Source organism: Sagittula sp. P11 (assembly GCF_002814095.1).
Classification (GTDB): Bacteria; Pseudomonadota; Alphaproteobacteria; order Rhodobacterales; family Rhodobacteraceae; genus Sagittula.
The window spans coordinates 1253742-1277765 of sequence record NZ_CP021913.1 but is presented as its reverse complement, the minus strand read 5'-3'; the positions used below and the strand labels follow the sequence as shown (position 1 = coordinate 1277765).

The window sequence follows — 24024 nt, the reverse complement described above, 5'->3', positions numbered from 1 at the left end:
GTGTCCTTAGAAGGACATTGCCAGACCCAGCGAGTAGGAGTCCCAGTCGCTCTCAACACCGGCTGCGGTGGTGGAGTCGCCGACGCCGTAGCCGAACTGAACTGCGAGACCGCCGCCCAGATCGTATGCGACTGCCAGGCCGTAGCCGTCGGATTCAGCCGACGAACCGTAGGTGCCGGACATCTTGTCGTAGTTCTCGAACTTACCGTAGTTCAGGCCGATCGACAGAGCGTTCATCTCGTAACCGAAGCCGATTGCGGCGTGGGTCACGTTGTCAGACGCGATGTTGGATTCCGGGTCCATTTCGGAGTAGGACGCACCGATCTTGAAGCCGGATGCCAGGGTGGTGTCGACCGACAGACCGATCAGCGAACCGAAGTCGTTCTGGTCCTGGTAACCCAGGCCAACGTTGACTTTGGTGCCTGCGAGGTCGCCGGAGTATTTGAAGCCGAGGCCCCAGACAACGTCGTCGTCGGAGTCGGGGTCGATGGACGGTGCGATCGCCTGAGCGTTCGGGTCGTCGTCGATTTCGGCGGACAGAGCGGCTGCGAAGTCACCGAAGGTGTAGGTGAAGCGCGCGATCTGACCATCTTCGTGGCCGTCGAAGCCGGAGTTGGCGTTGAAGCCCGGGTGCTCGGTCTCGGAGTCGTCGATGGAGCCGGCTGCCAGGTTCATTTCCTGCATGGCCCAGTCGAACGCACCGTCGGTGTCGCCCATGTCGAGACGAGCGTTGCCGTATGCGACCCAGACTGCGAAGTCGTCTTCTTCCTGGGTTGCGATGCCGTTCTGAGCTTCCTCGAACTTCACCTTGGTACCGAAGGTCAGGCCGTTGTCTGCTTCACCGGACATGGTGAAGGTGACGTCGACGTCGGTCCAGAACTGGGTCACACCGTCGGTGTTGGACGCGGTGGCGTAGCGGTTACCGCCAACGATACCCATTTCGGCAGCACCGGTGACAGTCACTTCTGCCGCGGCTGCGCCTGCGAATGCGACCAGAGCGGTGGACGCGAACAGGATCTTTTTCATTGTTTCCCTCATGTGTTCAAAGGCACGTACCAAGCCGGTGCCCCGGCCTTGATGTGCTTTCTATGCGCCCCGAGGGTCCTTCTGTGCAACCCGCTCAAAAGGCTCGTCCGTCCAAAGCGGATCAGTGATGCGCAATTGCCACAAAGCACTGGATGGCCGGGCGTTTGTGACATTTGTTGCGCGAAAAGCTGCCGATCGTTGACGGGTTGCCGGTTGCCCTTTGCGCTTGTAATGAGATGCAGGAGGCAGTTTGGAACGGTCACGACAGGGAGATACACCTTATGAGCAAGCGCAGAGTACCCTCGCGGATCCTGCTTGGGGCGGGCCTTGTCGGAATCGTTCTGCTTGAAGCGGGATGCGGGCTTGGCGGCCCGCGTGCGCGTCAGGCGGCGGTGAACACGCCGACCAACGACGAGATCCTCGCCGAGATCCAGGAACGCGAAGGCGCGAAGGGGCGGTCGGACTCCTCGATCTTTGACATCTTCAAGCCGCGCGGCGACCAGGGGCAGATCGGTTCGGTCAACAAGTACCTGTGGAACGCCTCGCTCGAAGTGCTGAACTTCCTGCCCATCGAGACGGTCGATCCCTTCACCGGCGTCATCACCACCGGCTACGGCACCCCTCCGGGCGGCAGCCAGCCCTACCGTGCGACGATCCTGATCAACGACCCGGCGCTCGACGCGCGGTCGCTGAACGTAACGCTGGCCACCCGCGGCGGCCCGGCCTCGGCCTCCACCGTCCGCGCGATCGAGGACGCGATCCTCACCCGCGCCCGCCAGCTTCGCGCCCGCGACGCCCGGCTCTGATCCCGCGCTGAAGCGGCAGGAGTGACAAGGCCCGGCTCTGTCCGGGCCTTTTGCATGTCCGGCCGGCCTCGCCTGCGGCTTATCTTGGGCGCGGACCCCGACCTTCATCTTGGCAAAAATACCGAAGAACGGTGCAGCCTGCAAAGTCGCCACGACAGCGGGCGGCGTCTGTGTTGGCAGGAAAGCGGTTCAGTCCCGCACGGGGCGCGGTTCCAGCTCGGCCAGCCGGGCCACCCAGTCGAGGTGCTGCGGCAGGCAGACGGAGGCGAGGTCGTAGTGCTCCTGCACGAAGGCGCGCCCGTTGGCGCCCAGCCGGGCGCGCAGATCGGCGTCGTCGAGCAGGGCGCACAACCGCTCCACCAGCGCGTCGCGGTCGAAGAAGTCCACCATCAGCCCGTTCTCGCCTTCGGTCATCACCTCGCGGACCGGTTCGGTGCCCGAAGCGACGATGGCCGCTCCGGCGCTCATCGCCTCCAGCAGCGACCACGACAGCACGAAGGGGTAGGTCAGGTAGACATGCGCCCGGCTCACCTGCAGCATCGCGAGGAAGCGGTCGTAAGGCACCCGCCCGAGGAAGTGCACCCGGTTCCAGTCCGGCGTGGCGATGCGCTCGCGGACCTCGTCGATGAAGATCTGCTTCCACGTCTGGCCCTTGGGGGGCTTCGACCCGTAGGAAACCTCGTCGCCGCCCAGGATCACCACATGCGCGTTCGGGCGCCGCTTCAGGATGTCGGGCAGGGCGCGCATGAAGATGTGGTAGCCGCGGTAGGGCTCAAGGTTGCGGTTGATGAAGGTGATGACCTCGTCGTCCCGCGTCAGTGTCAGGTCGTCGGACACCGCCAGCCGCGCGCCCGGGTCAGGACGGACGGTCTGCGTGTCGATGCCGTCATGGGCGACGGTGATCCGCTCCTGCCAGTGCTCGGGGAAGGTCGAGGCCTGGAACCCGGTGGGCGAGATCCCGGCATCCATGACCTCCTCGTGCAGGCGGTTGTTGAGGTTCTTCATCCGGATGCGCAGCACGTCGGCCTCCGGGCTCTTCGAGGGGAATTCCGGGTCGAAGTGCAGGAAGGGCTGTTCGGTCAGGTGGTAAAGCTCGCAGTAGAGGCCGAGGCGCGCGTCGGGCCACACGTCCTTGAGGAACATGGATTCGCCCCAGCCGTGGTGCGCGCAGATCACGTCCGGCTCGAACCCCTGCGCCTTCAGCCCCTTGGCGCCGCGGTAGCAGGAGGTGGCGCGCACCAGCTTGGTTTCGAAGTCGGCGAGCCACGGATGGATCTTCGGCGTGCTCTGCCCATTGATCGCGTAGGGCACCACCTGGACGCCCTGCCAGACCTGCGGTTCCTTTACCTTGCAGGTCAGCGCGACGACCTGATGCCCCTGCCGCACCAGAGCGGGTGCCAGGTGCTTGTACTGGCCCGGGAAATTCTGGTGGATCAACAGGATCTTCATATGCTCGCCCTCGGTACGCCCGCGCCCTCTGAACAGGGGCGCTTCGGGCGGCACTTTAGGCGGGAAGGGCAGCGATGTGAATCGGTTTGACGCGGGCGTGGCGCGCGGAAAGCAAAAGGGCGGCCCGAAGGCCGCCCGCAGGTGATGGAAACGTCTGGTCGAAACACCTTTGAAAAAGCGATCCCGGGGTTCGAAATCCGGGCCCCTGGGGTCTGCGGTCACACTCGCGCGCCCCTCCTAGAGGCGCTGCATGACATCCGTGTGACCCCAGGTGACAGCCGTGTGAAAAAAGCCGGCCGGTCTACTCCGCCGCAAGCCGGAAGGAGGCGCGGGACCCGAGGAAACGGCCCGCGGCCTCGCCCGCCAGGTGGGTGATCCGGCCTTCGCAGACCGTCGCCTCCACCGCGCGGGTACGCGGGTTCACCACCACAAGGTCGGCCCGGCGGCCATAGTCGATCACGCCCCGGTCCGGCAGCCGCAGGATCTCTGCCGGGCCGGCCGAGATCAGCGCCCAGGCGTGCGGCAGGTCGAGGATGTTCTCGTCCACCAGCCGGAACGCGGCCTGCAGCAGCGACGGGTAGTGATGATCCGAGACCAGCGCATCGCAAAGCCGTTGCCGGACAAGGTCCAGACCGCCCGGACATCCCGGCCGCACACCGCCGCGCAGCAGGTCCGGCGCGCCAAGGACCACCGGATCGCCCACCGCCCGGGCCAGCGCGGCAGCGGCGCGGCGCGCAGGGAACACGCACAGCTTCGCGCCGATCTGCGAGTGGTATTCCCGCGTCTCGCCGTCCGCATCGCGCAGGCTGCCGTAGCTGACGCCCAGGGTGTCGAATGCCTCCGCCAGCCGGCAGAGGAAGCGCGGGACGTCCCGGCGCATGGCGCGTGCGGCACGGACGGCGGCGTGGTGGTCCTCGGGCGTGCGACCGGCCTGCGATGCCCATTGCGCCAGCCGCACGGGATCGACCTCGGCCAGAAGGCCCGCCTCGTCCAGCGTGTTGGCGAAGAGCACGAGGTCAACCCGGTGCCGCCGGACGGCGGCCAGCAGCCGGTCCTGCGTGTCGGCGGTGTGCGTCTCGCAGCGGATCTGCACCCGCAGGTCGGTCAGCGCGCGGCGGCTGTAGGCATCGAGCGCGCGCAGCAGCGCCTCGGCCCGGTCCGGGGCGCGGTTGCCGCCTTCCCAGCTCCAGGCCTGCGATATCCACCCGGTGGTCACGCCATTGGCCGCGGCATCGAGGTCGGTGGCGCGGAGGGCGGTGTCCAGAGGGATCGCATCGCCGGGACGCGGTGCAAGGTGGCGTTCGAAGGCGCTGCCGTGCAGGTCGACGATACCCGGCAGCACGAGGTAGCCGCTCAGGTCGACCTCCGGCAGGGGACCCTTGGAAATCCGGCCATCCTCGAACGCCACGGAGCGCTGCTGAAGAGCGCCGTCACGGAGCACCGTGGCACCTGTCAGGCGCAGGCTGGAGGGCGGGGTGGTCATGGGTCCTGCTCGATACGGTCGGGGTCCTGCGCGTATAGCGCGGCAATGTATCAACGGGGTGACATGGGCCCTGTGCGGACGGCATGTGGAGAAGCGCCGCCTTTCGCCGCGCGCTCAACGGTTTGGGTCGCTGGCGGCCTGTGCGTATCGGGGCTGCGGGCGGGGGCGGCAGTCTTGCGGCGAATCAGGGGAGCAGTCTTCGTCGCCGCCACCCCGGCCGCCATGAGATATGTGATCCGACTCCTGCGTTTCGCCAAGCGCCAGGTCCGCCAGGGCAACGCCGCCCGCGCCTCCGGTCGATGACCGCGGACTGTCCATGTCTCGCGACGTTCCGCGGCGGATGTGCCTTTTCGCGAACGCAGTGGGCCGGCTCATCCCGCGAAGCACCAACACGTGGCAATGAACAGCCCCACGCCCGCATCGCCCACCATCGAAACCCCTTTCTCAAATCGCGACACCGATGTGCCCGGTCCCGCACACCTGCGTGGCGTCACCGGACTGTCGCCTTGACCCATCTGTACCCGCCGCCCGCTTTGCGCCAATCTGCGCGCGATGTTACGTGCTTTCTTCATCGACAACGCTGCCCTCACTCCAGCGCAGGCGGATGTCCCGCTCGACGGGGCCCGGTGGATCGACCTTGCCTCACCCACCACGGAGGAGGCGGCCCGGGTCGGTGCGCTTGGCTTCGAGGTGCCGAGCCTTGCCGACATGGAAGAGATCGAGGTGTCCAACCGGCTCTACCGCACCGGCGAGGTGGAGGTGCTGACCGTCGCGCTGCCCGGCACCGGCGCCGACGGCAAGCGCGGCTTCGGTCCGGTGGCCTTCATGCTGTCGCCGCAGCGGATGATCACCGTCCGCTACCACACGCCGCGCTCGTTCGAGACCTTCCCGGATCACGCCGTCACCTCCAGCGCCGGGTGTGCCACGCATCTGCATCTGTTCCTCGGCCTGATCGAGGAGATCGTCGCCCGCATTGCCGACCTCATCGAAGGCACGGGGCGGGAACTGGACAAGGCAGCCCGGGACCTGTTCGAGGGCGACGAGCCGGAGGACCTGCTTGAGGAAATGATCCGCATCGTGGGCCGCCGGGGCGAGGAACTGGCCAACTACCGGCTGTCACTGCTGTCGCTGGAGCGGGCGCTCACCACCTTTTCGCTGAACCTGCCGCCGAAGGCCGGGCAGGGGCTGAAGCAGGTGCTGAAGGCCCACACACGCGACATCCGCTCGCTCGTGGTCCATGCCGATTTCCTGACCGGGCGCGTGGCGCATGTGACGGATGTGATTCTGGGTATGGTCAGCCTGCAGCAGTCGGACGCCAACCGCACGCTGTCGGTGGTCGCCGTGCTGTTCCTGCCGCCGACTCTGGTCGCCTCGATCTACGGTATGAACTTTCCTTACGTGCCGGGCATGGACCAGCCGTGGGGCTGGCTGATCGCGACGGGCCTGATGGCGGGGTCTGCACTCGGGAGTTTCCTGTTCTTCCGCTGGAAAAGGTGGCTATGACGGGCATGTGAGCGAACGGCGCTGCCCTGCGCATGATGGCGCATCGCCCGTCGAGTCAGCCGCCCAGTTGCCCCAACAGCAGCGCCATCAGAAGGCCCGCCGTGACAGCGATGCCGGTCCAGTAGCGGTCTTCACGGAACGCCTGCGGAAAGACCTCGGTCGCGAGGCTTGCCGTCACCGCGCCCGCGGCAAAGCAGCGGATGGCGGCGATCCATTCGTCGGAGGCGCTCTCCAGTCCGAAATAGCCCCCGAGTGCCGCCGCCGAAAGCAGCGTCGCGGTCGCCGCCCATAGAGCCACGGCCTTGGCCTTCGGCATCCCGTCAGAGGTCATGGTCCGCGCGCCGCCCGCCGCTTCGGGGAGGTTCGACAGGAAGATCGACCCGGCAAGCGCCGCGACCTCCAGAGGCCCCGCGCCGATCAGCGCGGTCCCGAGCGCGAGGTTTTCGGGGATGCCGTCCAGCGTCACCGCCAAGAGGAGGCCGAATCCTCCCGCACCGGACACGGCCCGCTTCACCCAGACGTCGAGGCCGGTGAACACCACCGCGCCCGCCGCCACCGCCCCGACGACGATCCAGAGCGGCGCGCTTTCCGTCGACGGACGGATCAGTTCGTCCATGACCGAGACGATCAGCGCGCCGCCCGCCATGGCGACGATGAAGCCCTCGGTCCGGTCGCCAAGATGCAGGTACGCGCCCCATAAGGCCCCGGCGAGAAGGGCGAAAGAGACGATCAGGACGACGAGGAACACGGTCATGACGGGTGAATGCCGTGGGGGACGAAGTGGTTCCGGCGATCGTTGTGCGCCGCTGCTGGACGAGCCGGTCGTCTCAGATCACAGTGGCGTGCCGGTCGTGAACAGGGCCGCCTGCGCGCGCCTTTGCCTTGACCCGCCGCCCACCGCCAGCTATACGCGCGAGCGTCGACAAGGCAGGAATTGCCGCGGCAAGGACGAGCAGGGCCGGAACCACCGGCCCTCTTTGTTTTGCGGCATGCCTGAAATGACCAACCCACCCAAGACCGGCGGAGACAACCGCTCGGCCAGAATAGACCGATGTAAAGGAAACACACGCCACATGGCTCAAAACGCATCCATGGAAGAATTCGAAGCCCTCCTTAACGAGAGCCTCGAAATGGACACCCCGGACGAAGGTTCGGTTGTCAAAGGCAAGGTCATCGCAATCGAAGCGGGCCAGGCCATCATCGACGTAGGCTACAAGATGGAAGGCCGCGTCGAGCTGAAGGAATTCGCTGAACCCGGCGAGCAGCCGAACGTTCAGGTCGGCGACGAAGTGGAGGTCTTCCTCCGCGCCGCCGAAAACGCCCGTGGCGAAGCCGTCATCTCCCGCGAGATGGCCCGCCGCGAAGAAGCATGGGACCGTCTCGAGAAGGCCTACGCAGACGACGCACGCGTCGAAGGTGCGATCTTCGGCCGCGTCAAGGGCGGCTTCACCGTCGACCTCGGCGGTGCCGTGGCCTTCCTGCCCGGTTCCCAGGTCGATGTGCGCCCCGTGCGCGACGCAGGCCCGCTCATGGGTCTCAAGCAGCCGTTCCAGATCCTCAAGATGGACCGTCGCCGCGGCAACATCGTGGTGTCGCGCCGTGCGATCCTCGAAGAGTCCCGCGCCGAACAGCGCGCCGAAGTCATCGGCAAGCTGCAGGAAGGCGATTCGGTTGACGGCGTGGTCAAGAACATCACCGAGTACGGCGCATTCGTCGACCTCGGCGGCGTTGACGGCCTGCTGCACGTGACCGACATGGCATGGCGCCGCGTGAACCACCCGTCCGAGATCCTGTCGATCGGTGAGACTGTCAAAGTGCAGGTCATCAAGATCAACAAGGAAACCCATCGTATCTCCCTCGGCATGAAGCAGCTGCAGGAAGATCCGTGGGATCTGGTCGGTGTGAAGTACCCGCTGGGCTCCGTCCACAAGGGTCGCGTCACCAACATCACCGATTACGGCGCCTTCGTGGAGCTGGAAGCCGGTGTCGAGGGCCTGGTCCACGTCTCCGAGATGTCCTGGACCAAGAAGAACGTGCACCCCGGCAAGATCGTCTCCACCTCGCAGGAAGTGGACGTCATGGTGCTGGAAATCGACCCGACCAAGCGTCGCGTGTCGCTTGGTCTCAAGCAGACCATGCGCAACCCGTGGGAAGTGTTCTCCGAAACGCACCCCGAGGGCACGCAGGTCGAGGGCGAGGTCAAGAACATCACCGAATTCGGTCTGTTCATCGGCCTGCCGGGCGAGATCGACGGCATGGTGCACCTCTCCGACCTCAGCTGGGACCAGCGCGGCGAGGAAGCCATCCAGGAATACCGCAAGGGCGACATCGTCCAGGCCGTGGTGTCCGAAGTCGACGTCGAGAAGGAGCGCATCTCGCTCTCCATCAAGGCGCTGGGTGGTGACAAGTTCGCCGAGGCAACCGGCGGCGTGAAGCGCGGCTCCATCGTGACCGTCGAAGTGACGGCCATCGAGGACGGCGGCATCGAGGTGGAATACGAAGGCATGAAGTCCTTCATCCGCCGCTCCGACCTGTCCCGCGACCGCTCCGAACAGCGCCCCGAGCGTTTCTCGGTCGGTGACAAGGTGGACGTCCGCGTCACCAACATCGACATGAAGACCCGCCGTCTGGGCCTGTCGATCAAGGCACGCGAGATCGCCGAAGAGAAAGAGGCCGTTGAACAGTACGGTTCCTCCGACTCCGGCGCATCGCTGGGCGACATCCTCGGCGCGGCCCTGAAGGGCGGCGACGAGTAATCGTCTCACCTTTTGAATTCGGGAAAGGCCCTCGCTTCGGCGGGGGCCTTTTCTTTTGGTCGTGCGGGATCCACCAGACCTGTACGCGCCAAAGGATCGGCTTTGACAGGGTCGCTGTGCCGTAGTGCAGCGGCGGCTATCGCATCCACCAGTCCGGCGGCGACCAGCGGTCACCCGGTGCGCGGGGCGGCAGGTTCAGGTCGCGGCGGATTCGGGCGTCGAGGTGGGGGCCGTTCACAAGGGGCTGGCGTTCAGGGCGTCGGCGGAACAGGCGTCGGAACATGAGGGTTCTCCATGGTTTCGGATGCCTTCAGGATGGTCGGGGCACGGGATTTCGGCGATCCGGTTCCTGCGGCTTGCCGCTCCGGATCCTGCGGCAAGTGCGGCAACGAAAGCGCTCGCATCCTGCCGGACGATTTCCTATCGTCGGACGCGACGGAAACCGGGGGAGGGCGCCATGCGGATGGCCATCGTGATCGTCGGGCTGTGCGTGTGCACGGCGGCAGCGGCTCAGGACATCGTTCTGCCGGCCGAGGATCCCGGCATCCGCCAGAACGCCCCGCAGACCGGCACCGACCTCGTGATGAAACCCGTCACCGTGCAGGGCCAGAACCAGCTGCGCGGCCGTTACGGTGCGGCCTGGTCCGAGGGGGAGGTGAAGAGCCGCGCCGCCCAGACCTGCGCGGAGGGCGGCATGCGGCTGATCTACTTCAAGCCGGGCGGCAGGGACGCGAAAGGCCGGACGGAGTTCGCCGCCGTCTGCCAGTGATGACGCACCCAGCCACCCGGTCAAGCGGCGCGAATCGTCGCGGCAGCCGGGCGGGGCGCCGCGGGCGGGCCGGGCAGGGACGTGCCTGATCGTTGCGATATCCACACACTTTTGACGCGAAAATCTCGCAAACCGCTGCAAAATCACGGTTTTCCCACGGTTTCCCCTGTTCCCGTATCGAAAACAGATGCGTATAGTCCCACCTAACGTGTCTCGAAAACCGAAGGCACGACGAGGGGGAAGTGAGATGATCAGATCTGAACTGATCCAGAAGATTGCGGACGAGAACCCGCATCTGTATCAGCGTGACGTAGAGCGGATCGTGAACACGATCTTCGAAGAGATCACCAACGCCATGGCCCGGGGCGATCGGGTCGAGCTGCGGGGCTTCGGGGCGTTTTCGGTCAAGAAGCGGGACGCACGGATCGGTCGGAACCCCCGTACGGGAGATTCCGTTGAGGTCGAAGAGAAACACGTCCCCTTCTTCAAGACCGGGAAGCTTCTGCGGGACCGCCTGAACGGGAAATAATCAATGCGTTACATTCGCTACGCCATCTACGCGGTGCTGGCCATCGTGCTGGTCGTCGTCTGTCTCGCCAACCGCGGAACCGTGACGCTGAGCACGCTGCCCGACGGCCTGGCGGCGATCCCGGGCATGGGCTGGCTGGCCCTGTCCGTCGAGGTGCCGCTGTTCATCGTCGTGCTGGGCGGGCTGCTTCTGGGCTTTGCCATCGGCGAGCTGTTCGAATGGCTGCGCGAGTACAAGTACCGCGCCGAAGCGTCGCGCAAGAAGGCCGAGGTCAAGACGCTGGAGCGCAAGCTCAAGCGGACCCAGGATGAGCGCGACAAGGACAAGGACGAAGTCCTGGCGATCCTCGACCAGTCCCATTGACGGGCTACCAGCCTGTCCCGGATGCACGGCGTTCCCACGAGACGCCGCGGCCCGGCCCTGAACGGAGGCAACCATGGCCGACGTGCGCGTCAAGATATGCGGATTGAAGACCCCGGGCGACGTGAAGGCAGCGGTGGCCGCCGGCGCGGCCTATTGCGGTTTCGTCTTCTTCCCGAAAAGCCCGCGCAACATCGCGATCCAGACCGCCCGCGACCTTGCCGTGACGGCGCCGCCGGGGCTGGCCAAGGTCGCGCTGGTGGTCGATCCGGACGACGACCTGCTGGAGCGGATCGTGGCAGACGTGCCGCTCGACATGCTGCAGCTTCACGGCCACGAGACGCCGGAACGGGTGACGGAGATCCGTGCCCGCTTTGGCCTGCCGGTGATGAAGGCGGTGGGTGTGGCGTCGGAGGAAGACCTGCCGAAGCTCGGGCTTTATGCGCAGGTCGCCGACCAATTGCTGATCGACGCGAAGCCGCCGAAGGACGCCACGCTGCCGGGCGGCAACGGGCTGGCCTTCGACTGGCGCCTGATCGCCGGGCGCCGCTGGCCGAAACCGTGGATGCTGGCCGGCGGGCTGACTCCGGAGAACGTGGACAGCGCTGTGGCCATGACGGGCGCCGCGCAGGTGGATGTCTCGAGCGGTGTGGAATCCGCGCCCGGGGTCAAGGATCCGGCCAGGATCGCGGCGTTTGTCCGTGCCGCGCAGGGCGCGGAGGCCGTGCCGCGGCTCTGATCCCACCCCGCTGCAGCGCGGCGGCGGTCCGTCGGCATGGGCGCGTTGTTCGCTCTCCGACCTCCGGATTTTCCTTGGGTTCCGGAACATTGCACCCTTGCACGCGTTGTACGTGTTGGAGGCGTACGGGCATGATGAATGACACGATGACACCGGTGCGCCAGCGTGCCGGAGCCGGCAGAAACAGCGTGGGTCAGAGCCGCGCATGACTCGTCCCGTGTTCATCGTCGACGGCGCCCGGACGCCATTTCAGCCCACACTCGGAACGGAATCCGCGTTTTCCGCGGCCGATCTCGCGGTGCAGTGCGGGCAGCAGCTTCTCCTGCGCCAGCCCGTGCCCGGCGATGCCATCGGCATGGCCATCGTCGCCACCGCCCCGACCGAGACGGAGGGCGATCTGGCGCGCGATGCGGTGCAGCGGCTGGAACTGCCTCCCTCCTGCCAGACACTGACGCTGCGGGACAATTGCGGCGCCGGGATGCAGGCTTTGAGCCTTGCGCTCTGCATGGTGAGCGAGGGGCACAAGGACATCGTGCTCGTGGGCGGGGCGGACGTGCCCAGCCGGGCGCCGATGGTCTATCGGTCAGAGGCGTCCTCGTGGTTCGGCGAAGTGGCCAGCCGCCGCGCGCCGCTGTCCCGGGTCCGGGCGCTGGCGGACGGCCACCCCGAGTACCTTCTGCCGGTGCGCGCGCCCGGGCGCAAACCCGATGGACCCGCCAGCAACCCGGCCCTTATCCGCGCCGCCGAGACTGCCGCCTACCGCTTCGGGATCGACCGGGCCAGCACCGACGCCTACGCCGCGCAAAGCCATGCGCGTCTGTCCGATGCGATTGCTGCCGGCCGGGTCGAGGCCGAAGTGGTGCCCGCGTTCCATGCGGACGGCAAGGTCACCGCGTCGGACCGCGCGCTGGCGCATGTCTCTGCCGAGCGTCTGGCACGGCTCAGCCCCCTGACGGATGCACCCTTCGGCAGCCTGACGACCGGCAATGCGGCGGTGCCCGGGGAAGGGGCCTGCTGGCTGATGGTTGCCTCCGAGACAGCCGTGAACGATTTCGGACTGACCCCTATTGCCCGGGTGAGCGACAATGCCATTGCGGGCGCGCAGGAAGCGGATGCCGGTATCGCGCCCATCATGGCGGCCCTGCCGGCGATGGCGCGAAACGGATGGACCGCACAGGACGTGGGTCTGTGGGAGATCAAGGAATCGACGGCGGCCCAGGTTCTTGCCTGTGCCGCGGCGGCCCAGGATGACGCCTTCTGCCGGGATACGCTTGGCCTTGATGGGGCGGTTGGCGCCATCGATCCCGACAGGCTCAACGTCGACGGCGGGGCCATTGCGCTCGGGCTGCCGGTGGGCGCCGACTGTTGCCGGATGGTGCTGCATCTTGCCCATGCCATGCAGAACCGGGGCGTCAACAAGGGCGTTGCGATGGCGTCGATAGGGGGCGGCCAAGGTGCGGCCCTGCTCATGGAGCCGGCATGACCGCGTTGGTCCCGGATAATGCGTTCCCGGAGACGGAGAACTGGCGCCCCGAGCGGAAGGGCGGTCAGGTCACCTTGTGGCTGGAGTGCGCCCGGGCCGGTCCCAACCGAGTCACCCGGCAGGTTCTCGACGAACTGAACCGGCTGCTCGACGCCATCGCTGCCGACATGCCGGATGCCGTGATCCTGCGTGCCCGCAGGCCCGAAGGTCTGGCCGACGGGCTGCCGCCGGAAGACCTGACCGACCTCGAGAGCGCAGCGGCGCAGGACCTGGCAGAGGCGGGGGCCAGCGTGCTCGACAGGCTGGCAGGGCTGCCCTGCGCCACCGTTGCGGTGATGCATGGCCGCACGTCGGGCACCGGCCTGTCGCTTGCGCTGGCCTGCGACCACCGCATCGGGATCGAAGGGATGACCTGTGCCTTCCCGGAGATCTGCCTCGGGCTGCATCCGTTCATGGGCGGCACGGTCCGCCTGACCCGGATGATGGATCCGTTGGAGGCGATGCAGATGATGCTGACCGGCGCTCCGCTGACCGGCGTGCGGGCCAAGGCCCTCGGTCTCGTCGATGCGCTTGTGCCGGAGTGCCACGTCAGCGAAGCCGTGCGCGCGGCGGTGGAGCGGCGGCTGGACCGGACGGAAAGCCTGCGCACCGCGGCCATGCGTCTGGGGCCCGCCCGCCGCATGTCCGCCAGCCGCCTGCGGTCGGAATCGGAGCATGTCACGCCCTATGCCTTCTACCCGGCGCCCTTCGCGCTGATCGCCCTGTGGGAGGAACACGGGTTCGACCCCAAGGCCATGCAGCAGGCCGAGACCGCCTCGTTCTCCCGCCTGGCGGAGTCCGCCGCGTCGCGCAACCTGACCCGCGTCTCCCGTCTGCGCGCCGCGCTGGAGGCCCGGAACGATGAGCCGATCCGCACGGTGCACGTGATCGGCGCCGGCAAGCGCGGGACCGAAATCGCCGCCTGCATCGCAGCCGGTGGCCTGCGCGTGACACTGGAGGATCCGTCGCTCGACCAGCTGGGGCAGGCGGTTCACCGGACCGCGCGGCTGTGCGACGAGACGGGGCGCCCGGCAGCGGACCGGCAGGCCGCGCTCGACCGCCTGATCCCCGATCCCAAGGGGCATGGCCGGTCGCGGGCTGACCTTGTGATCGCCACCGGCGACGAAGAAATTGCCGACCGTCACGAGCTGCACAGGGCGCTGGCGGACGTGATGGCACGCGGGGCCCTTCTGGTCAGCGCCACGCCGCACCTGCGGCTTGCCGAACTGGCAGGTCTTGTCCGCAGCCCGTCGCGCCTTGCCGGGCTGCGGTTCTCCGAGGACGTGCCCGGACTGGTGGAGGTCACGGCGCACCGCCAGACCGATCCGAAGACACGCGCCCGCCTGGCGGCCTTCATCACCTGCCTGGGCCAGTTGCCGCTGGCCGTGATGGACGCGCCCGTCGGCCTGGTGGAACGCCTGATCGCCGCCTACCTGATGGAGGCAATGGTGATGATCGACGAAGGCCACGACAAGCGCGATCTGGACTGCGCGGCGCTGGGGTTCGGCATGCCCATGGGCCCGGTCACGCTGGCGGACAAGCTGGGTCTGGATCGCTGCCTCGCGCTGTTCCACACGGTGACCGAGACATCCGACTGCGCGGTCGCCGCCATCCCCGGCTGGTTGCCCGAAATGGTCGAGGACGGACACACCGGGATCGCCACGGGCACCGGCCTTTACCTCTACGCAAAGGGAGAGAAGCCGCCCCTGTTGCCGGTGGAGCCTGCCTCACCCGATATCTCTGACCGGCTTGTCCTGCCGATCTGCGATGCCGCTGCAAGTTCGCTGCGACGCAAGATCGTGGCGGACGCCGACACCGCCGACGCCGCAGCAGTGCTGGGGATGGGGTTCGCGCCGTTCCGCGGCGGGCCGCTGCACTATGCGAAGGTGCGGGGCGGGGTGCCTGACCGCCTGCGTACGCTGGCGGCACGGCACGGCGAACGCTTCATGCCCGATGCGGGCTGGGGCGGGCTGGCTTAGCTCCACCCCTTGGCCGCGCCTTACTCGGCGGCGAGGTCCAGCACGCGTTCCGGCGGGCGGCCGATCACGGCCCGGTCGCCGCGCACGAGGATCGGGCGTTCGATCAGCTTCGGCTCGGCCACCATGGCGTTCAGCAGCGCCTCGTCCGGGTCGTCCTTCGACAGTCCGTGTTCGCGGAAGGCGGCCTCCTTGGTGCGGACCATCTCGATGGCGGGGACGCCCAGAACCTTGTGCAGCGACTCGAGTTGTTCGAACGACGGCGGCGTGTCGAGATAGCGGAAGACCTCCACCTCGTAGCCCTTGTCTTCAAGCAGCTTCAGCGCTTCGCGCGACTTGGAGCAGCGCGGATTGTGCCAGAGGATCATAGCCATTTCTCCCGATCCGTGCCGACAGCGTCGGCGACAGTCCTGAAATTGTCCCGCGCCAGAAGCGCATCAAGGCCGCGGGCGATCTCTGCGCCCAGCCCAAGGCCACCGTAGACCAGCGCGGTGTAAAGCTGAACTGCCGAGGCGCCCGCCCGGATCTTGGCATAGGCCTGCTCTGCCGTCGACACCCCGCCCACGCCGATCAGCGGCAGACGCCCCTCGGTTAGCTGCGACAGGCGCGCCAGCACGCGGGTCGATCTCTCGAACAGCGGTTGCCCTGACAGGCCGCCGGTTTCGCCCCTGTGCGCCGACCGCAGGCCGTCGCGTGCCAGCGTCGTGTTGGTGGCGATCACTCCCGCCACGCCCGAAGACAGCGCCACATCGGCCACGTCCTCCAGCCCCTGGGCATCGAGGTCCGGCGCGATCTTGAGGAAGACGGGCAACGGTTTCGGAAGCGCGTCGCGCGCCGCCATCACCCCTGCCAGCAGGGCGGACAGCGCCTCTTTCCCCTGCAGGTCGCGCAGCTTTTCGGTGTTGGGCGACGACACGTTCACCGTCGCGAAGTCGAGGTGCGCGCCGCAGCGGCCCAGCACCTTGGCGAAGTCCGCGGCCCGGTCGTCGCTGTCCTTGTTCGCGCCGAGGTTCAGACCCAGCACCATGTCGCGCGGGCGGTTCTCCAGCCGGGAGGCCGCCGCCTCCATGCCCTGGTTGTTGAAGCCGAAGCGGTTGATCGCCGCCGCGTCCTCCGTCAGCCGGAAGAGCCGGGGGCGCGGGTTGCCGGGCTGCGGACGCGGGGTGATGGCGCCGACCTCGACGAACCCGAAGCCCGCGCGCGACAGCGGCATCAGCGCCTCTGCATTCTTGTCGAACCCGGCGGCCAGCCCGATCGGATTGGTCAGATGAAGCCCCGCCACCTCTGTCCTGAGGCGTTCCGAGGTCACGAGCCCGGGCAGCGGCGCGACCCCGGCCTTCAGCGCACGCAGCGCCCAGGTGTGCGCGTCCTCCGGGTCCAGCCGGTGCAAGACCCCCAGCCCGATGCGTTCAAGCGCGTTCATCCGAACACCTCCCCGGTCTCGGCAGGGGCACAGCGGACCAGCCGCGAGTCGGCCACCGCCGCCTGCCGGTGGATCACCGCGCGGGCATAGTCCGGGTCCTTGACCATCGCCATGAAGGCATGGGCGGACGGGTAGCGCGCGATGAAGACGTGATCCCAGCCCTCGCCCTCCGGCCCGATCAGCGTGGTGCGGAACCCGCCGCGCCAGAGGATGTGGCCGCCGACCTTCGCCAGGACCGGACCGCTTTCGGCCCCGTAGCGGGCGTAGGCCTCCGCCCCGGTCAGGCCCGCGCCGCTGAGCGGGTGATCCTCCGGGTAGGCGGCCCGGTCACGCAGGCGCACGAGGTTCAGCATCTCGCAAGGCTCGTCTCGGTCGAGCCCCTTGAAGGCGTCGAACTGCGCCCGCGTGGGATCGACATGGCTCACGCGAAGCTCTCAGGGAACTGGTGGGCGCCGTCTCTGATGGGCAGGGGCTGGCACCAAGTCACATGCGCCAGGGTCAGCGGCCCGTAGAAATGCGGGAAGAGCGCGCCGCCGCGGGATTTCTCCCATTTGAGCGCATCGCCCATGCGGTCGGTCTCCAGCTCCGCCAGCATCAGCCCGTCCTCTCCGGCAAAGTGCTTTGCCGCGGTTTCCCGCGCCTGTTCGGCGGTGGAGAAATGGATGAAGCCGTCGGCGATATCCACCGGCGCGCCCTCGGTTGCGCCCCGGGCGCGCAGGTCCGACCACTCGTCGGCTCTCAGGATCTTGTAAATCAGCATGTCATCCTGTTGCCGGGGATCGTGCCGCCGGTCAATCCCCGGCCTGCCCGCGGCGGCCTTGTCGTGGGGCTCAAGGCCCCGTGACCCGCATTCGTGCACCGCCGTCATCGAATCGTCGCCTGACGTTGCGATATGCGGTTTCAGGCTTTGACTCTTTGGTCCAACCGGGGTCTGCTGACGAGATAAAACAGTTCTGACAGAGAGGTCTTTCATGTACCGCCTGATGACCAGCGCCGCCGCATTCGCCCTGATCGCGGGTGCCGCGAGCGCCGATTATTCGCTGACCATCCTGCACACCAACGACTTCCACGCCCGGTTCGAGCCGATCTCGGCCTACGATTCCGGCTGCTCGGCAGAGGACAACGACGCCGGTGAATGCTTCGGCGGTTCCGCACGCCTGCAGACCGCGATCAACGAGGCCAAGACCCGGACCAACAACTACATCCTCGTGGACGGCGGCGACCAGTTCCAGGGCACGCTGTTCTACACCTACTACAAGGGCAAGCTTGCCGCCGAGATGATGAACCAGATGGGTTACGACGCGATGACCGTGGGCAACCACGAATTCGACGACGGCCCCGAGGTTCTGCGCGGCTTCGTTGATGCGGTGGAATTCCCGGTGCTGATGTCGAACGCCGACATCTCCGGCGAGGACCTGCTGAAGGACTCGATCATGAAGTCCACGGTGATCGAGAAGGGCGGCGAGAAGATCGGCCTGATCGGTCTGACCCCGCAGGACACCGATGAGCTGGCATCGCCCGGCAAGAACATCATCTTCACCGACCCGTCCGAGGCCGTGCAGGCCGAGGTCGACAAGCTGACCGAAGAGGGCGTGAACAAGATCATCGTCCTGTCTCACTCCGGTCTGAACGTCGACAAGAAGGTGGCCGAGAACACCACCGGCGTCGACGTGATCGTCGGCGGCCACGACAACTCGCTCCTGTCCAACACGCAGGAAGGCGCGAAGGGACCGTACCCGGTCATGGTCGGCGACACTGCCATCGTGCAGGCCTACGCCTACGGCAAGTTCCTCGGTGAGTTGAACGTGGTCTTCGACGACGAGGGCGTGATCACCGAAGCCAAGGGCGAGCCGATCCTGCTGGACGGCAGCGTGGCCGAAGAAGAGGGCACCAAGGCGCGCATCGCCGAGGCCGCAGCGCCGCTGGACGAGATCCGCAACGAGGTCGTGGCCGAAACCTCCGACGCCATCGAGGGCGACCGGTCGGTCTGCCGCGCGGTGGAATGTCCGATGGGCAACCTCGTGGCCGACGCCATGCTGGACCGCGTGAAGGACCAGGGCATCGAGGTCGCCATCGCCAACGGCGGCGGCCTGCGCGCGTCCATCGACGCGGGCGAGGTAACCATGGGCGAAGTGCTGACCGTTCTTCCGTTCCAGAACACGCTGTCGACCTTCCAGGTGACCGGCGCGACCCTGGTCGAGGCGCTGGAGAACGGCGTGAGCCAGATGGAGGACGGCGGCGGCCGCTTCCCGCAGGTCGCGGGCATTTCCTTCACCGTCGATCCCTCCGCAGAACCGGGCAGCCGGATCTCCGAGGTCATGGTCGGCGGGGAACCCATCGACCCGGAAAAGACCTACGGCGTGGTGTCCAACAACTACGTCCGTAACGGCGGCGACGGCTACAAGATGTTCGTGGACGCGGAGAACGCCTACGACTTCGGTCCCGACCTCGCCGACGTGACGGCAGAATACCTCGCGGAGCAGGGCCCCTACGCGCCCTACACCGACGGCCGCATCAAGGTCCTTGGCTCCGAGTAAGATCACACCTCAAACTCCGAACGAGGGGCGGTGCCGCAAGGTGCCGCCCTTTTTCATTGGTGGCGCCTCATAGGCGAGATGGAGGCTCCGGCCCCGCTGCCTGCGGCAGCCGCCGAGGGGGCTTGAACGAAGATGAAGGAGACGCCTCGGCGAAGCGTGGCCGCGACTTCACCTGGATGGAAATACCTTGGGGGAGGCTCGAAGAGCCGGGGGCAAAGCCCCCTTGCCGACGATCAGAGAAAGGGGATGTTCAGCTTGGTGACGCTGCAGCGCGAATGACCGGATGTAGGGCGGGGCTATGCGCCTCGGTCTTTTGGGGGCCGCAACGCTCGAAGGTGCCGGCGGTCAAACGGTTGCAGCGCGGTCCCGCGCGGGCGGCGCGATACGTTGCATCGAGCGCGGCTGGCGGTTGGGTGACGTCAGATGTTCAGGGCAGGCAGCGGGAGATCAGGACGGCTGCGCGACCTGCGCTCTGGACGGTCACGTAATTCGCTCGTTCACTCCGCGGCCATGCCCTCGGTGAACTGGAGGCGGGCCAGACGGGCGTAGAGGCCGCCTTCCGCCACCAGGGCGTCATGTGTGCCCTGTGCCACGATCCGGCCCTGGTCCATGACCACGATGCGGTCCGCCTTCTTCACCGTGGCCAGACGGTGCGCGACGATCACCGTGGTCCGCCCTTCGGCCAGCGTGTCGACGGCGCTTTGCACAAGCCGTTCGCTTTCGGCATCGAGCGCCGAGGTCGCCTCGTCCAGCAGGAGCACCGGCGCGTCGCGCAGGATAGCGCGGGCGATGGCCACGCGCTGTTTCTGGCCACCCGACAGCATCACGCCGCGCTCGCCCAGCCAGGTCTCGTAGCCGTCCGGCAGCCCTGTCAGGAAGTCGTGCGCGGCCGCGGCCCGTGCTGCGGCCTCGACCTCTGCATCCGATGCGTCGGGGCGGCCGAAGCGGATGTTGTCGCGCGCAGAGGCGGCGAAGATCACCGGGTCCTGCGGCACGAGCGCGATGTGCTGGCGGAAGGCGTCACGCGACATCTCGGTCAGCGCCACGCCGTCCAGCGTCACCCGTCCGAAGGCCGGATCGTAGAACCGCTGGATCAGTTGCACGATGGTGGTCTTGCCGGCACCGGAGGGGCCGACCAGCGCCACGGTCTCGCCCGGGGCGATGTGCAGCGAAACGCCGTCCAGCGCCGAGACGCCGGGCCGAGAGGGGTAGGAAAAGTGCACGTCGTCGAAGACGATCTCTCCGCGGACGGGCGCGGCCAGCGCCACCGGTTGGGCGGGGTCGTTGACCGTGTCCTCGGCCTGCAGCAGGTCCACCAGCCGCTCCGTCGCACCGGCGGCGCGCTGCAGTTCGGAGAAGGTTTCCGACAGCGCGCCCACGGCGCCCGCCACCATGACGGAGTAGATGACGAACTGGATCAGCACACCGGCGCTCATGTCGCCCGCACGCACGTCCCACGCGCCGATCCAGAGCACGCCGACGATCCCGGTGAACACAAGGAAGATGACGATCATCGTCAGGGCTGCGCGGGTCCAGATGCGCTTCTTGGCGGCGACGAAGCTTTTCTCCGTCACGTCGGAGAAGGCGGCGCGCGACAGGGTTTCATGCGTGTAGGCCTGCACGGTCTGCACCGCGCTCAGCGCCTCCGACGCGTTGCCGGAGGAGGCGGCGATCCAGTCCTGGTTCTCGCGGCTCAGCACCCGCATCCGGCGCCCCAGCACGAGGATCGGCACCACCACCAGCGGCACGATCAGCAGCACGAGGCCGGTCAGCTTGGGCGAGGTGAAGAGCATCAGCACCAGCCCGCCCGAGAACAGCAGCACGTTGCGCAGCGCGATGGAGGTGGAGGAGCCGATCACCGACAGGATCAGCGTCGTGTCGGTGGTGATGCGGCTCAGGACCTCGCCGGTCATGACCTTCTCGTAGAACGAGGGCGACAGGCCGATCACCTTGTCGAAGACCGCCTTGCGGATGTCGGCCACGACCCGTTCGCCCAGCCGGGTCACCAGCGCGTAGCGCATCGCCGTGCCCACCGCCAGCAGCGCGGCGATCCCCAGTGCGGCGGCAAAGTACTTGTCCAGCAGCGCGCCTTCGGCATTGAAGTTGTCGACCACCCGGCGCACGGCCATGGGCAGCACCAGCGAGACGCAGGCGGTCAGGATCAGTGCGCCGATGGCGGCGATGACCAGCGCCCGGTAGGGACGGACGAACGGCCAGAGCGCGCGCAGGGCGCCGACGTTCTTCGACTTCTCGCGCTCCTCGCCGGGGGCGTTTGCCGGGGTACGGGCCATGTCCTCTCCTTCGTCATCGCGCGTGTGGCGTTGTGGCCACGGCAGGCGTCCGGGTCAAGCGACTTGAGGACGCGGGGCAATGGCGCAACAGGCGCTGCGCTCAGCCATCGTCGGAGACGGGCATAGGGTGCGCGGCGTCAGGCGTTCGGCGATGGGAATGGAGCGGGTACACGGGATCGAACCGAGATAACCTGCTTGGAAGGCAGGGGCTTTACCATTAAGCTATACCCGCTCGGGTGCCCCGTCCTAGGCCAACCCGTCGAAACGGTCAAGACGGTTATGGGACCGTCCGGTGCGGGGGAACATGGCCCGGGTTCTGATCCTGTCCAGCATGGTGGCCTGCGGGCATGTGGGCGCTTCGGCGGCGATTCCGGCGTTGCAGGCGCTGGGGCATACCGCGACCGTCCTGCCCACAGTGATGCTGTCGAACCATCCGGGTTTCGCCGCCGTGGCGGGGGCGAAGGTGCCGGTCGGACAGCTTGAGGACATGGTCGCCGCGCTGGACCGGAACGGGTTCCTCGAAGGCCACGATGCCGTCCTCACCGGCTACCTGCCCACGGCGGAGCATGTGGATTTCGGGACGCGGCTGGTGGACCGCATGCGCGGCATCGGCGTGGCGCGGGTCGTCGTCGATCCGGTGATGGGGGACGCGCCGAAGGGGCTCTATATCGACGCCGAGGCGGCAGGGCGCATGAGGGACACGCTGGTGCCCCGCGCCGACATCCTGACCCCGAACGCCTTCGAACAGGGCTGGCTCGGGGAGGTCGTGTCATCCGTGCCGCGTGTCATCGTGACCTCGCACGGGGTCACAGCAATGGAGCTGGGCGTGCTGGACCTGTCACAGGCCGCCGCTGTCCGCTACGTTGTGCCCCGGCATGACGGGGTGCCGCAGGGGACAGGCGACGTGCTGGCCGCGCTGATCGCGGCGGGTGTGGCGACGGGACAGGCACTGGGCCATCTGCAGGCGCTGATCGCGGAAAGCCTCGGCGCGCCACATCTGAGGATCACGGAGGCGGCGGCGGTCTGGACCCGGGCCGCGCCGCTTGAGGGGGAACCACATGGCCTTTGATTTCATCCTGATGCTGACGTCGAACGACCGTACCATCCCGGACGCCCGCGCGCGGCTGGAAGAGGCGCTGGAAGGCGGCGTGCGGCACATCGGCTTCAAGGACGTGGGGCTGCCGTTCGAAGACCTGAAGGGGCTGGCGCAGGCGATCCGCGCGGCCGGGGGCCGGTCCTACCTCGAGGTCGTAAGCCTCGACGCCGAGAGCGAGCTGGCCTCGGCCCGCGCCGCCGTGGCGCTGGACGTGGACTGCCTGCTGGGCGGCACCCGCGCGGCGGAGGTGACGGAGGTCATCCGCCACCACCCCCTGCGCTACTATCCCTTCCCGGGCCGCATCGTCGGGCATCCGTCCGTGCTGGAAGGCCCGGCAGAAGCCATCGCCGACTCCGCCCGCCGCCTCTGCGACCTCGAATACGTGCACGGGCTGGACCTGTTGGCCTACCGCTTCGACGGCGACGTGCCGGGGCTGATGGCGCAGGTCTGCGGCGCGGTCGAAAAGCCGGTCATCATGGCCGGGTCCATCGACAGCGAGGCACGGGTCGAGGCGGTGGCAGAGGCGGGGGCGGCGGGTTTCACCGTGGGTACGGCGGCGCTCGACGGGGTGTTCCCGGCGGAGACAGAGGGCTTCGCGGCGCAGGTCCGCGCCATCCTGGGTATCACGGCGCGGGCGCGACGGTTCTCGCGCGCGCCGCGCCGGATTGCCCTCGTCGCGCACGACAACCGCAAGGCACACCTGCGCGCGTGGGTTCTGCGGCATGCGAGGGCACTGGCCGGGCAACGGCTGATCTGTACAGGCGGCACGGGTCGGATGGTGGCAGAGGCCGCCCCGGACCTGACCGTGCAGCGGCTGCAACGTGGGGCGCTCGGCGGCGACCAACAGCTTGGCGCGCTGATCGCCACGGGGGAGTTGGACGCGGTGGTGTTCTTCGCCGATCCCGGCTCCGGCTACGTGGGGGATGCCGACCTGCAGGCGCTGACCCGGCTGGCGATTTACCATGACACGCCGCTGGCGCTATCGCCCTCGGCGGCGGATGCCCTGCTGGCCGGGTTGATCCCCTAGACGGCGAAGCGCGGCGGGCAGAGTCCCATGTGCATCCAGCGCACCAGCGTGTGGATCGAATAGACCGGCAGCCCCGTCGCCACAGAGATGTCCGGCGCATAGGGCACCATGTTGGTGCATTCGAGGACGATGGCGCCGAGATGCGGGTTGGCCTCCTTGAGGGCGAGGGCTGCCTCCACATTGTCCTGCCGGGCCAGCGCCACGTCCAATGTCGGTTCGTCGTTCAGGATGGAGCGGGTGAATTCCCGCCCGCCTTCCGTGGTGCCGATGGGTGTGCCCGCCGGCACGTTAGCGGCGGCGAGGTGTCGCGCAGTCAGGGACGAGGCCGCGATGGTCTGGATGCCCGCGACGCGGCCCGCGGGCAGCATGCGGTTTACCATCTCCACCTGCGCCAGAGAGGACGTCACCACCGGCACCGGCACGGCCTCTGCCAGCGCCTGCTGGAACAGCGACAGGAACCCGCAGGTCGTGGTGATGCCCACGGCGCCCTCCTCGACCAGAGCGCGGGCGGCGTCGATGAAGGTGGCAAGGCTGTCGCCCCCGCCCTCGCGCACGATCCGTTGCGGAGAGGCGCCGCGCACCACTCGGATCGCCACCGGGAAGGGCCACGACAGCGGATTGCCCGCGTCGCCCGGGATGCGGGGAAAGCGCGAATCGAGCATCAGGATGCCGATCGGCGCGGCGTCGGGCGTGGTGGTATCGGACATGGCGGGCTCCGGCGGCATGCGATCT

The 24024-nt window shown here is 67.6% G+C and carries 23 protein-coding genes and 1 tRNA gene; 12 read left to right on the top strand and 12 right to left on the bottom strand.

Annotation, left to right across the window (positions count from 1 at the left end):
* Positions 1-6: 6 nt before the first annotated feature.
* A complete protein-coding gene (locus CDO87_RS06195) occupies positions 7-1026 on the bottom strand; it encodes a porin (RefSeq protein ID WP_100927970.1) in 1020 nt (339 codons plus the stop codon).
* 281 nt (positions 1027-1307) lie between these two features.
* On the opposite strand from CDO87_RS06195, the gene CDO87_RS06190 reads away from it, so the two are divergent.
* A complete protein-coding gene (locus CDO87_RS06190) occupies positions 1308-1832 on the top strand; it encodes a DUF3576 domain-containing protein (protein ID WP_198521828.1) in 525 nt (174 codons plus the stop codon).
* Between the two features lie 189 nt (positions 1833-2021).
* On the opposite strand, the gene CDO87_RS06185 is transcribed toward CDO87_RS06190, so the two are convergent.
* Both CDO87_RS06185 and CDO87_RS06180 read right to left on the bottom strand, forming a co-directional pair.
* Positions 2022-3281, bottom strand: a complete 1260-nt coding sequence (locus CDO87_RS06185) for a glycosyltransferase (RefSeq protein WP_100927969.1) — start codon at positions 3279-3281, stop codon at positions 2022-2024.
* A gap of 301 nt (positions 3282-3582) precedes the next feature.
* Entirely contained in the window at positions 3583-4764 is a 1182-nt protein-coding gene (locus CDO87_RS06180) for an alpha-D-ribose 1-methylphosphonate 5-triphosphate diphosphatase (RefSeq protein WP_100927968.1), read from the bottom strand.
* A gap of 552 nt (positions 4765-5316) precedes the next feature.
* On the opposite strand from CDO87_RS06180, the gene CDO87_RS06175 reads away from it, so the two are divergent.
* Positions 5317-6267, top strand: a complete 951-nt coding sequence (locus CDO87_RS06175) for a CorA family divalent cation transporter (RefSeq protein WP_100927967.1) — start codon at positions 5317-5319, stop codon at positions 6265-6267.
* Positions 6268-6322: 55 nt separating this feature from the next.
* On the opposite strand, the gene CDO87_RS06170 is transcribed toward CDO87_RS06175, so the two are convergent.
* Positions 6323-7021 carry a ZIP family metal transporter gene (locus CDO87_RS06170; RefSeq protein ID WP_100927966.1) on the bottom strand — a complete coding sequence of 233 codons (699 nt, stop codon included), beginning with the start codon at positions 7019-7021 and terminating at the stop codon, positions 6323-6325.
* 319 nt (positions 7022-7340) lie between these two features.
* Here CDO87_RS06170 and rpsA point away from each other — a divergent pair, with 319 nt between their 5' ends.
* Entirely contained in the window at positions 7341-9023 is a 1683-nt protein-coding gene (rpsA, locus tag CDO87_RS06165) for a 30S ribosomal protein S1 (RefSeq protein WP_040604734.1), read from the top strand.
* Positions 9024-9159: 136 nt separating this feature from the next.
* Here rpsA and CDO87_RS26675 read toward each other — a convergent pair whose 3' ends face one another.
* Positions 9160-9306 carry a hypothetical protein gene (locus CDO87_RS26675; RefSeq protein WP_157814932.1) on the bottom strand — a complete coding sequence of 49 codons (147 nt, stop codon included), beginning with the start codon at positions 9304-9306 and terminating at the stop codon, positions 9160-9162.
* 174 nt (positions 9307-9480) lie between these two features.
* Here CDO87_RS26675 and CDO87_RS06160 point away from each other — a divergent pair, with 174 nt between their 5' ends.
* The 6 genes from CDO87_RS06160 (at position 9481) to CDO87_RS06135 (ending at position 14921) form a co-directional block, all read left to right on the top strand.
* The gene (locus tag CDO87_RS06160; RefSeq protein WP_100927965.1) at positions 9481-9792 is read left to right on the top strand and encodes a hypothetical protein; all 312 of its coding nucleotides are present in this window, start codon (positions 9481-9483) and stop codon (positions 9790-9792) included.
* A gap of 247 nt (positions 9793-10039) precedes the next feature.
* Positions 10040-10321, top strand: a complete 282-nt coding sequence (gene ihfB / locus CDO87_RS06155) for an integration host factor subunit beta (protein WP_005860332.1) — start codon at positions 10040-10042, stop codon at positions 10319-10321.
* Between the two features lie 3 nt (positions 10322-10324).
* On the top strand, positions 10325-10684 hold the full coding sequence (locus CDO87_RS06150; protein ID WP_100927964.1) for a LapA family protein: 360 nt from the start codon (positions 10325-10327) through the stop codon (positions 10682-10684).
* A gap of 73 nt (positions 10685-10757) precedes the next feature.
* A complete protein-coding gene (locus CDO87_RS06145) occupies positions 10758-11420 on the top strand; it encodes a phosphoribosylanthranilate isomerase (RefSeq protein WP_100927963.1) in 663 nt (220 codons plus the stop codon).
* A 205-nt stretch (positions 11421-11625) separates the two neighbouring features.
* A complete protein-coding gene (locus tag CDO87_RS06140) occupies positions 11626-12903 on the top strand; it encodes an acetyl-CoA C-acyltransferase (protein WP_100927962.1) in 1278 nt (425 codons plus the stop codon).
* On the top strand, positions 12900-14921 hold the full coding sequence (locus CDO87_RS06135) for an enoyl-CoA hydratase-related protein (protein ID WP_100927961.1): 2022 nt from the start codon (positions 12900-12902) through the stop codon (positions 14919-14921). Before CDO87_RS06140 ends, CDO87_RS06135 begins: the two co-directional genes overlap by 4 nt.
* 20 nt (positions 14922-14941) lie before the next feature.
* Here the strand turns inward: CDO87_RS06135 and arsC are convergent, their stop codons facing one another.
* The 4 genes from arsC to CDO87_RS06115 are packed head-to-tail and all read right to left on the bottom strand — an operon-like array spanning position 14942 to position 17101.
* Entirely contained in the window at positions 14942-15292 is a 351-nt protein-coding gene (gene arsC / locus CDO87_RS06130) for an arsenate reductase (glutaredoxin) (RefSeq protein ID WP_308213922.1), read from the bottom strand.
* Positions 15283-16341, bottom strand: a complete 1059-nt coding sequence (locus CDO87_RS06125; RefSeq protein WP_100927959.1) for a quinone-dependent dihydroorotate dehydrogenase — start codon at positions 16339-16341, stop codon at positions 15283-15285. The genes arsC and CDO87_RS06125 overlap by 10 nt, the downstream gene beginning before the upstream one ends.
* Positions 16338-16766 carry a DUF1330 domain-containing protein gene (locus CDO87_RS06120; protein ID WP_100927958.1) on the bottom strand — a complete coding sequence of 143 codons (429 nt, stop codon included), beginning with the start codon at positions 16764-16766 and terminating at the stop codon, positions 16338-16340. The genes CDO87_RS06125 and CDO87_RS06120 overlap by 4 nt, the downstream gene beginning before the upstream one ends.
* Positions 16763-17101, bottom strand: a complete 339-nt coding sequence (locus tag CDO87_RS06115; protein WP_100927957.1) for a DUF952 domain-containing protein — start codon at positions 17099-17101, stop codon at positions 16763-16765. The genes CDO87_RS06120 and CDO87_RS06115 overlap by 4 nt, the downstream gene beginning before the upstream one ends.
* A 211-nt stretch (positions 17102-17312) precedes the next feature.
* Between CDO87_RS06115 and CDO87_RS06110 the strand changes: the two genes are divergently transcribed.
* A complete protein-coding gene (locus CDO87_RS06110; RefSeq protein WP_100927956.1) occupies positions 17313-18878 on the top strand; it encodes a bifunctional UDP-sugar hydrolase/5'-nucleotidase in 1566 nt (521 codons plus the stop codon).
* A 497-nt stretch (positions 18879-19375) separates the two neighbouring features.
* Here the strand turns inward: CDO87_RS06110 and CDO87_RS06105 are convergent, their stop codons facing one another.
* A complete protein-coding gene (locus CDO87_RS06105; protein WP_100927955.1) occupies positions 19376-21169 on the bottom strand; it encodes an ABC transporter transmembrane domain-containing protein in 1794 nt (597 codons plus the stop codon).
* 158 nt (positions 21170-21327) lie between these two features.
* Positions 21328-21401: transfer RNA gene (locus tag CDO87_RS06100), tRNA-Gly, on the bottom strand.
* Positions 21402-21473: 72 nt separating this feature from the next.
* Between CDO87_RS06100 and CDO87_RS06095 the strand changes: the two genes are divergently transcribed.
* Together CDO87_RS06095 and CDO87_RS06090 are read left to right on the top strand one after the other, a co-directional pair.
* Positions 21474-22238, top strand: coding sequence for a bifunctional hydroxymethylpyrimidine kinase/phosphomethylpyrimidine kinase (locus CDO87_RS06095; RefSeq protein WP_100927954.1), 765 nt, complete (start codon positions 21474-21476; stop codon positions 22236-22238).
* Positions 22228-23292 carry a methylglyoxal synthase gene (locus tag CDO87_RS06090; RefSeq protein WP_100927953.1) on the top strand — a complete coding sequence of 355 codons (1065 nt, stop codon included), beginning with the start codon at positions 22228-22230 and terminating at the stop codon, positions 23290-23292. Before CDO87_RS06095 ends, CDO87_RS06090 begins: the two co-directional genes overlap by 11 nt.
* Here CDO87_RS06090 and CDO87_RS06085 read toward each other — a convergent pair.
* The gene (locus tag CDO87_RS06085; RefSeq protein WP_100927952.1) at positions 23289-23999 is read right to left on the bottom strand and encodes an aspartate/glutamate racemase family protein; all 711 of its coding nucleotides are present in this window, start codon (positions 23997-23999) and stop codon (positions 23289-23291) included. The two genes, CDO87_RS06090 and CDO87_RS06085, sit on opposite strands and share 4 nt — an antisense overlap.
* Between the last annotated feature and the right edge of the window lie 25 nt (positions 24000-24024).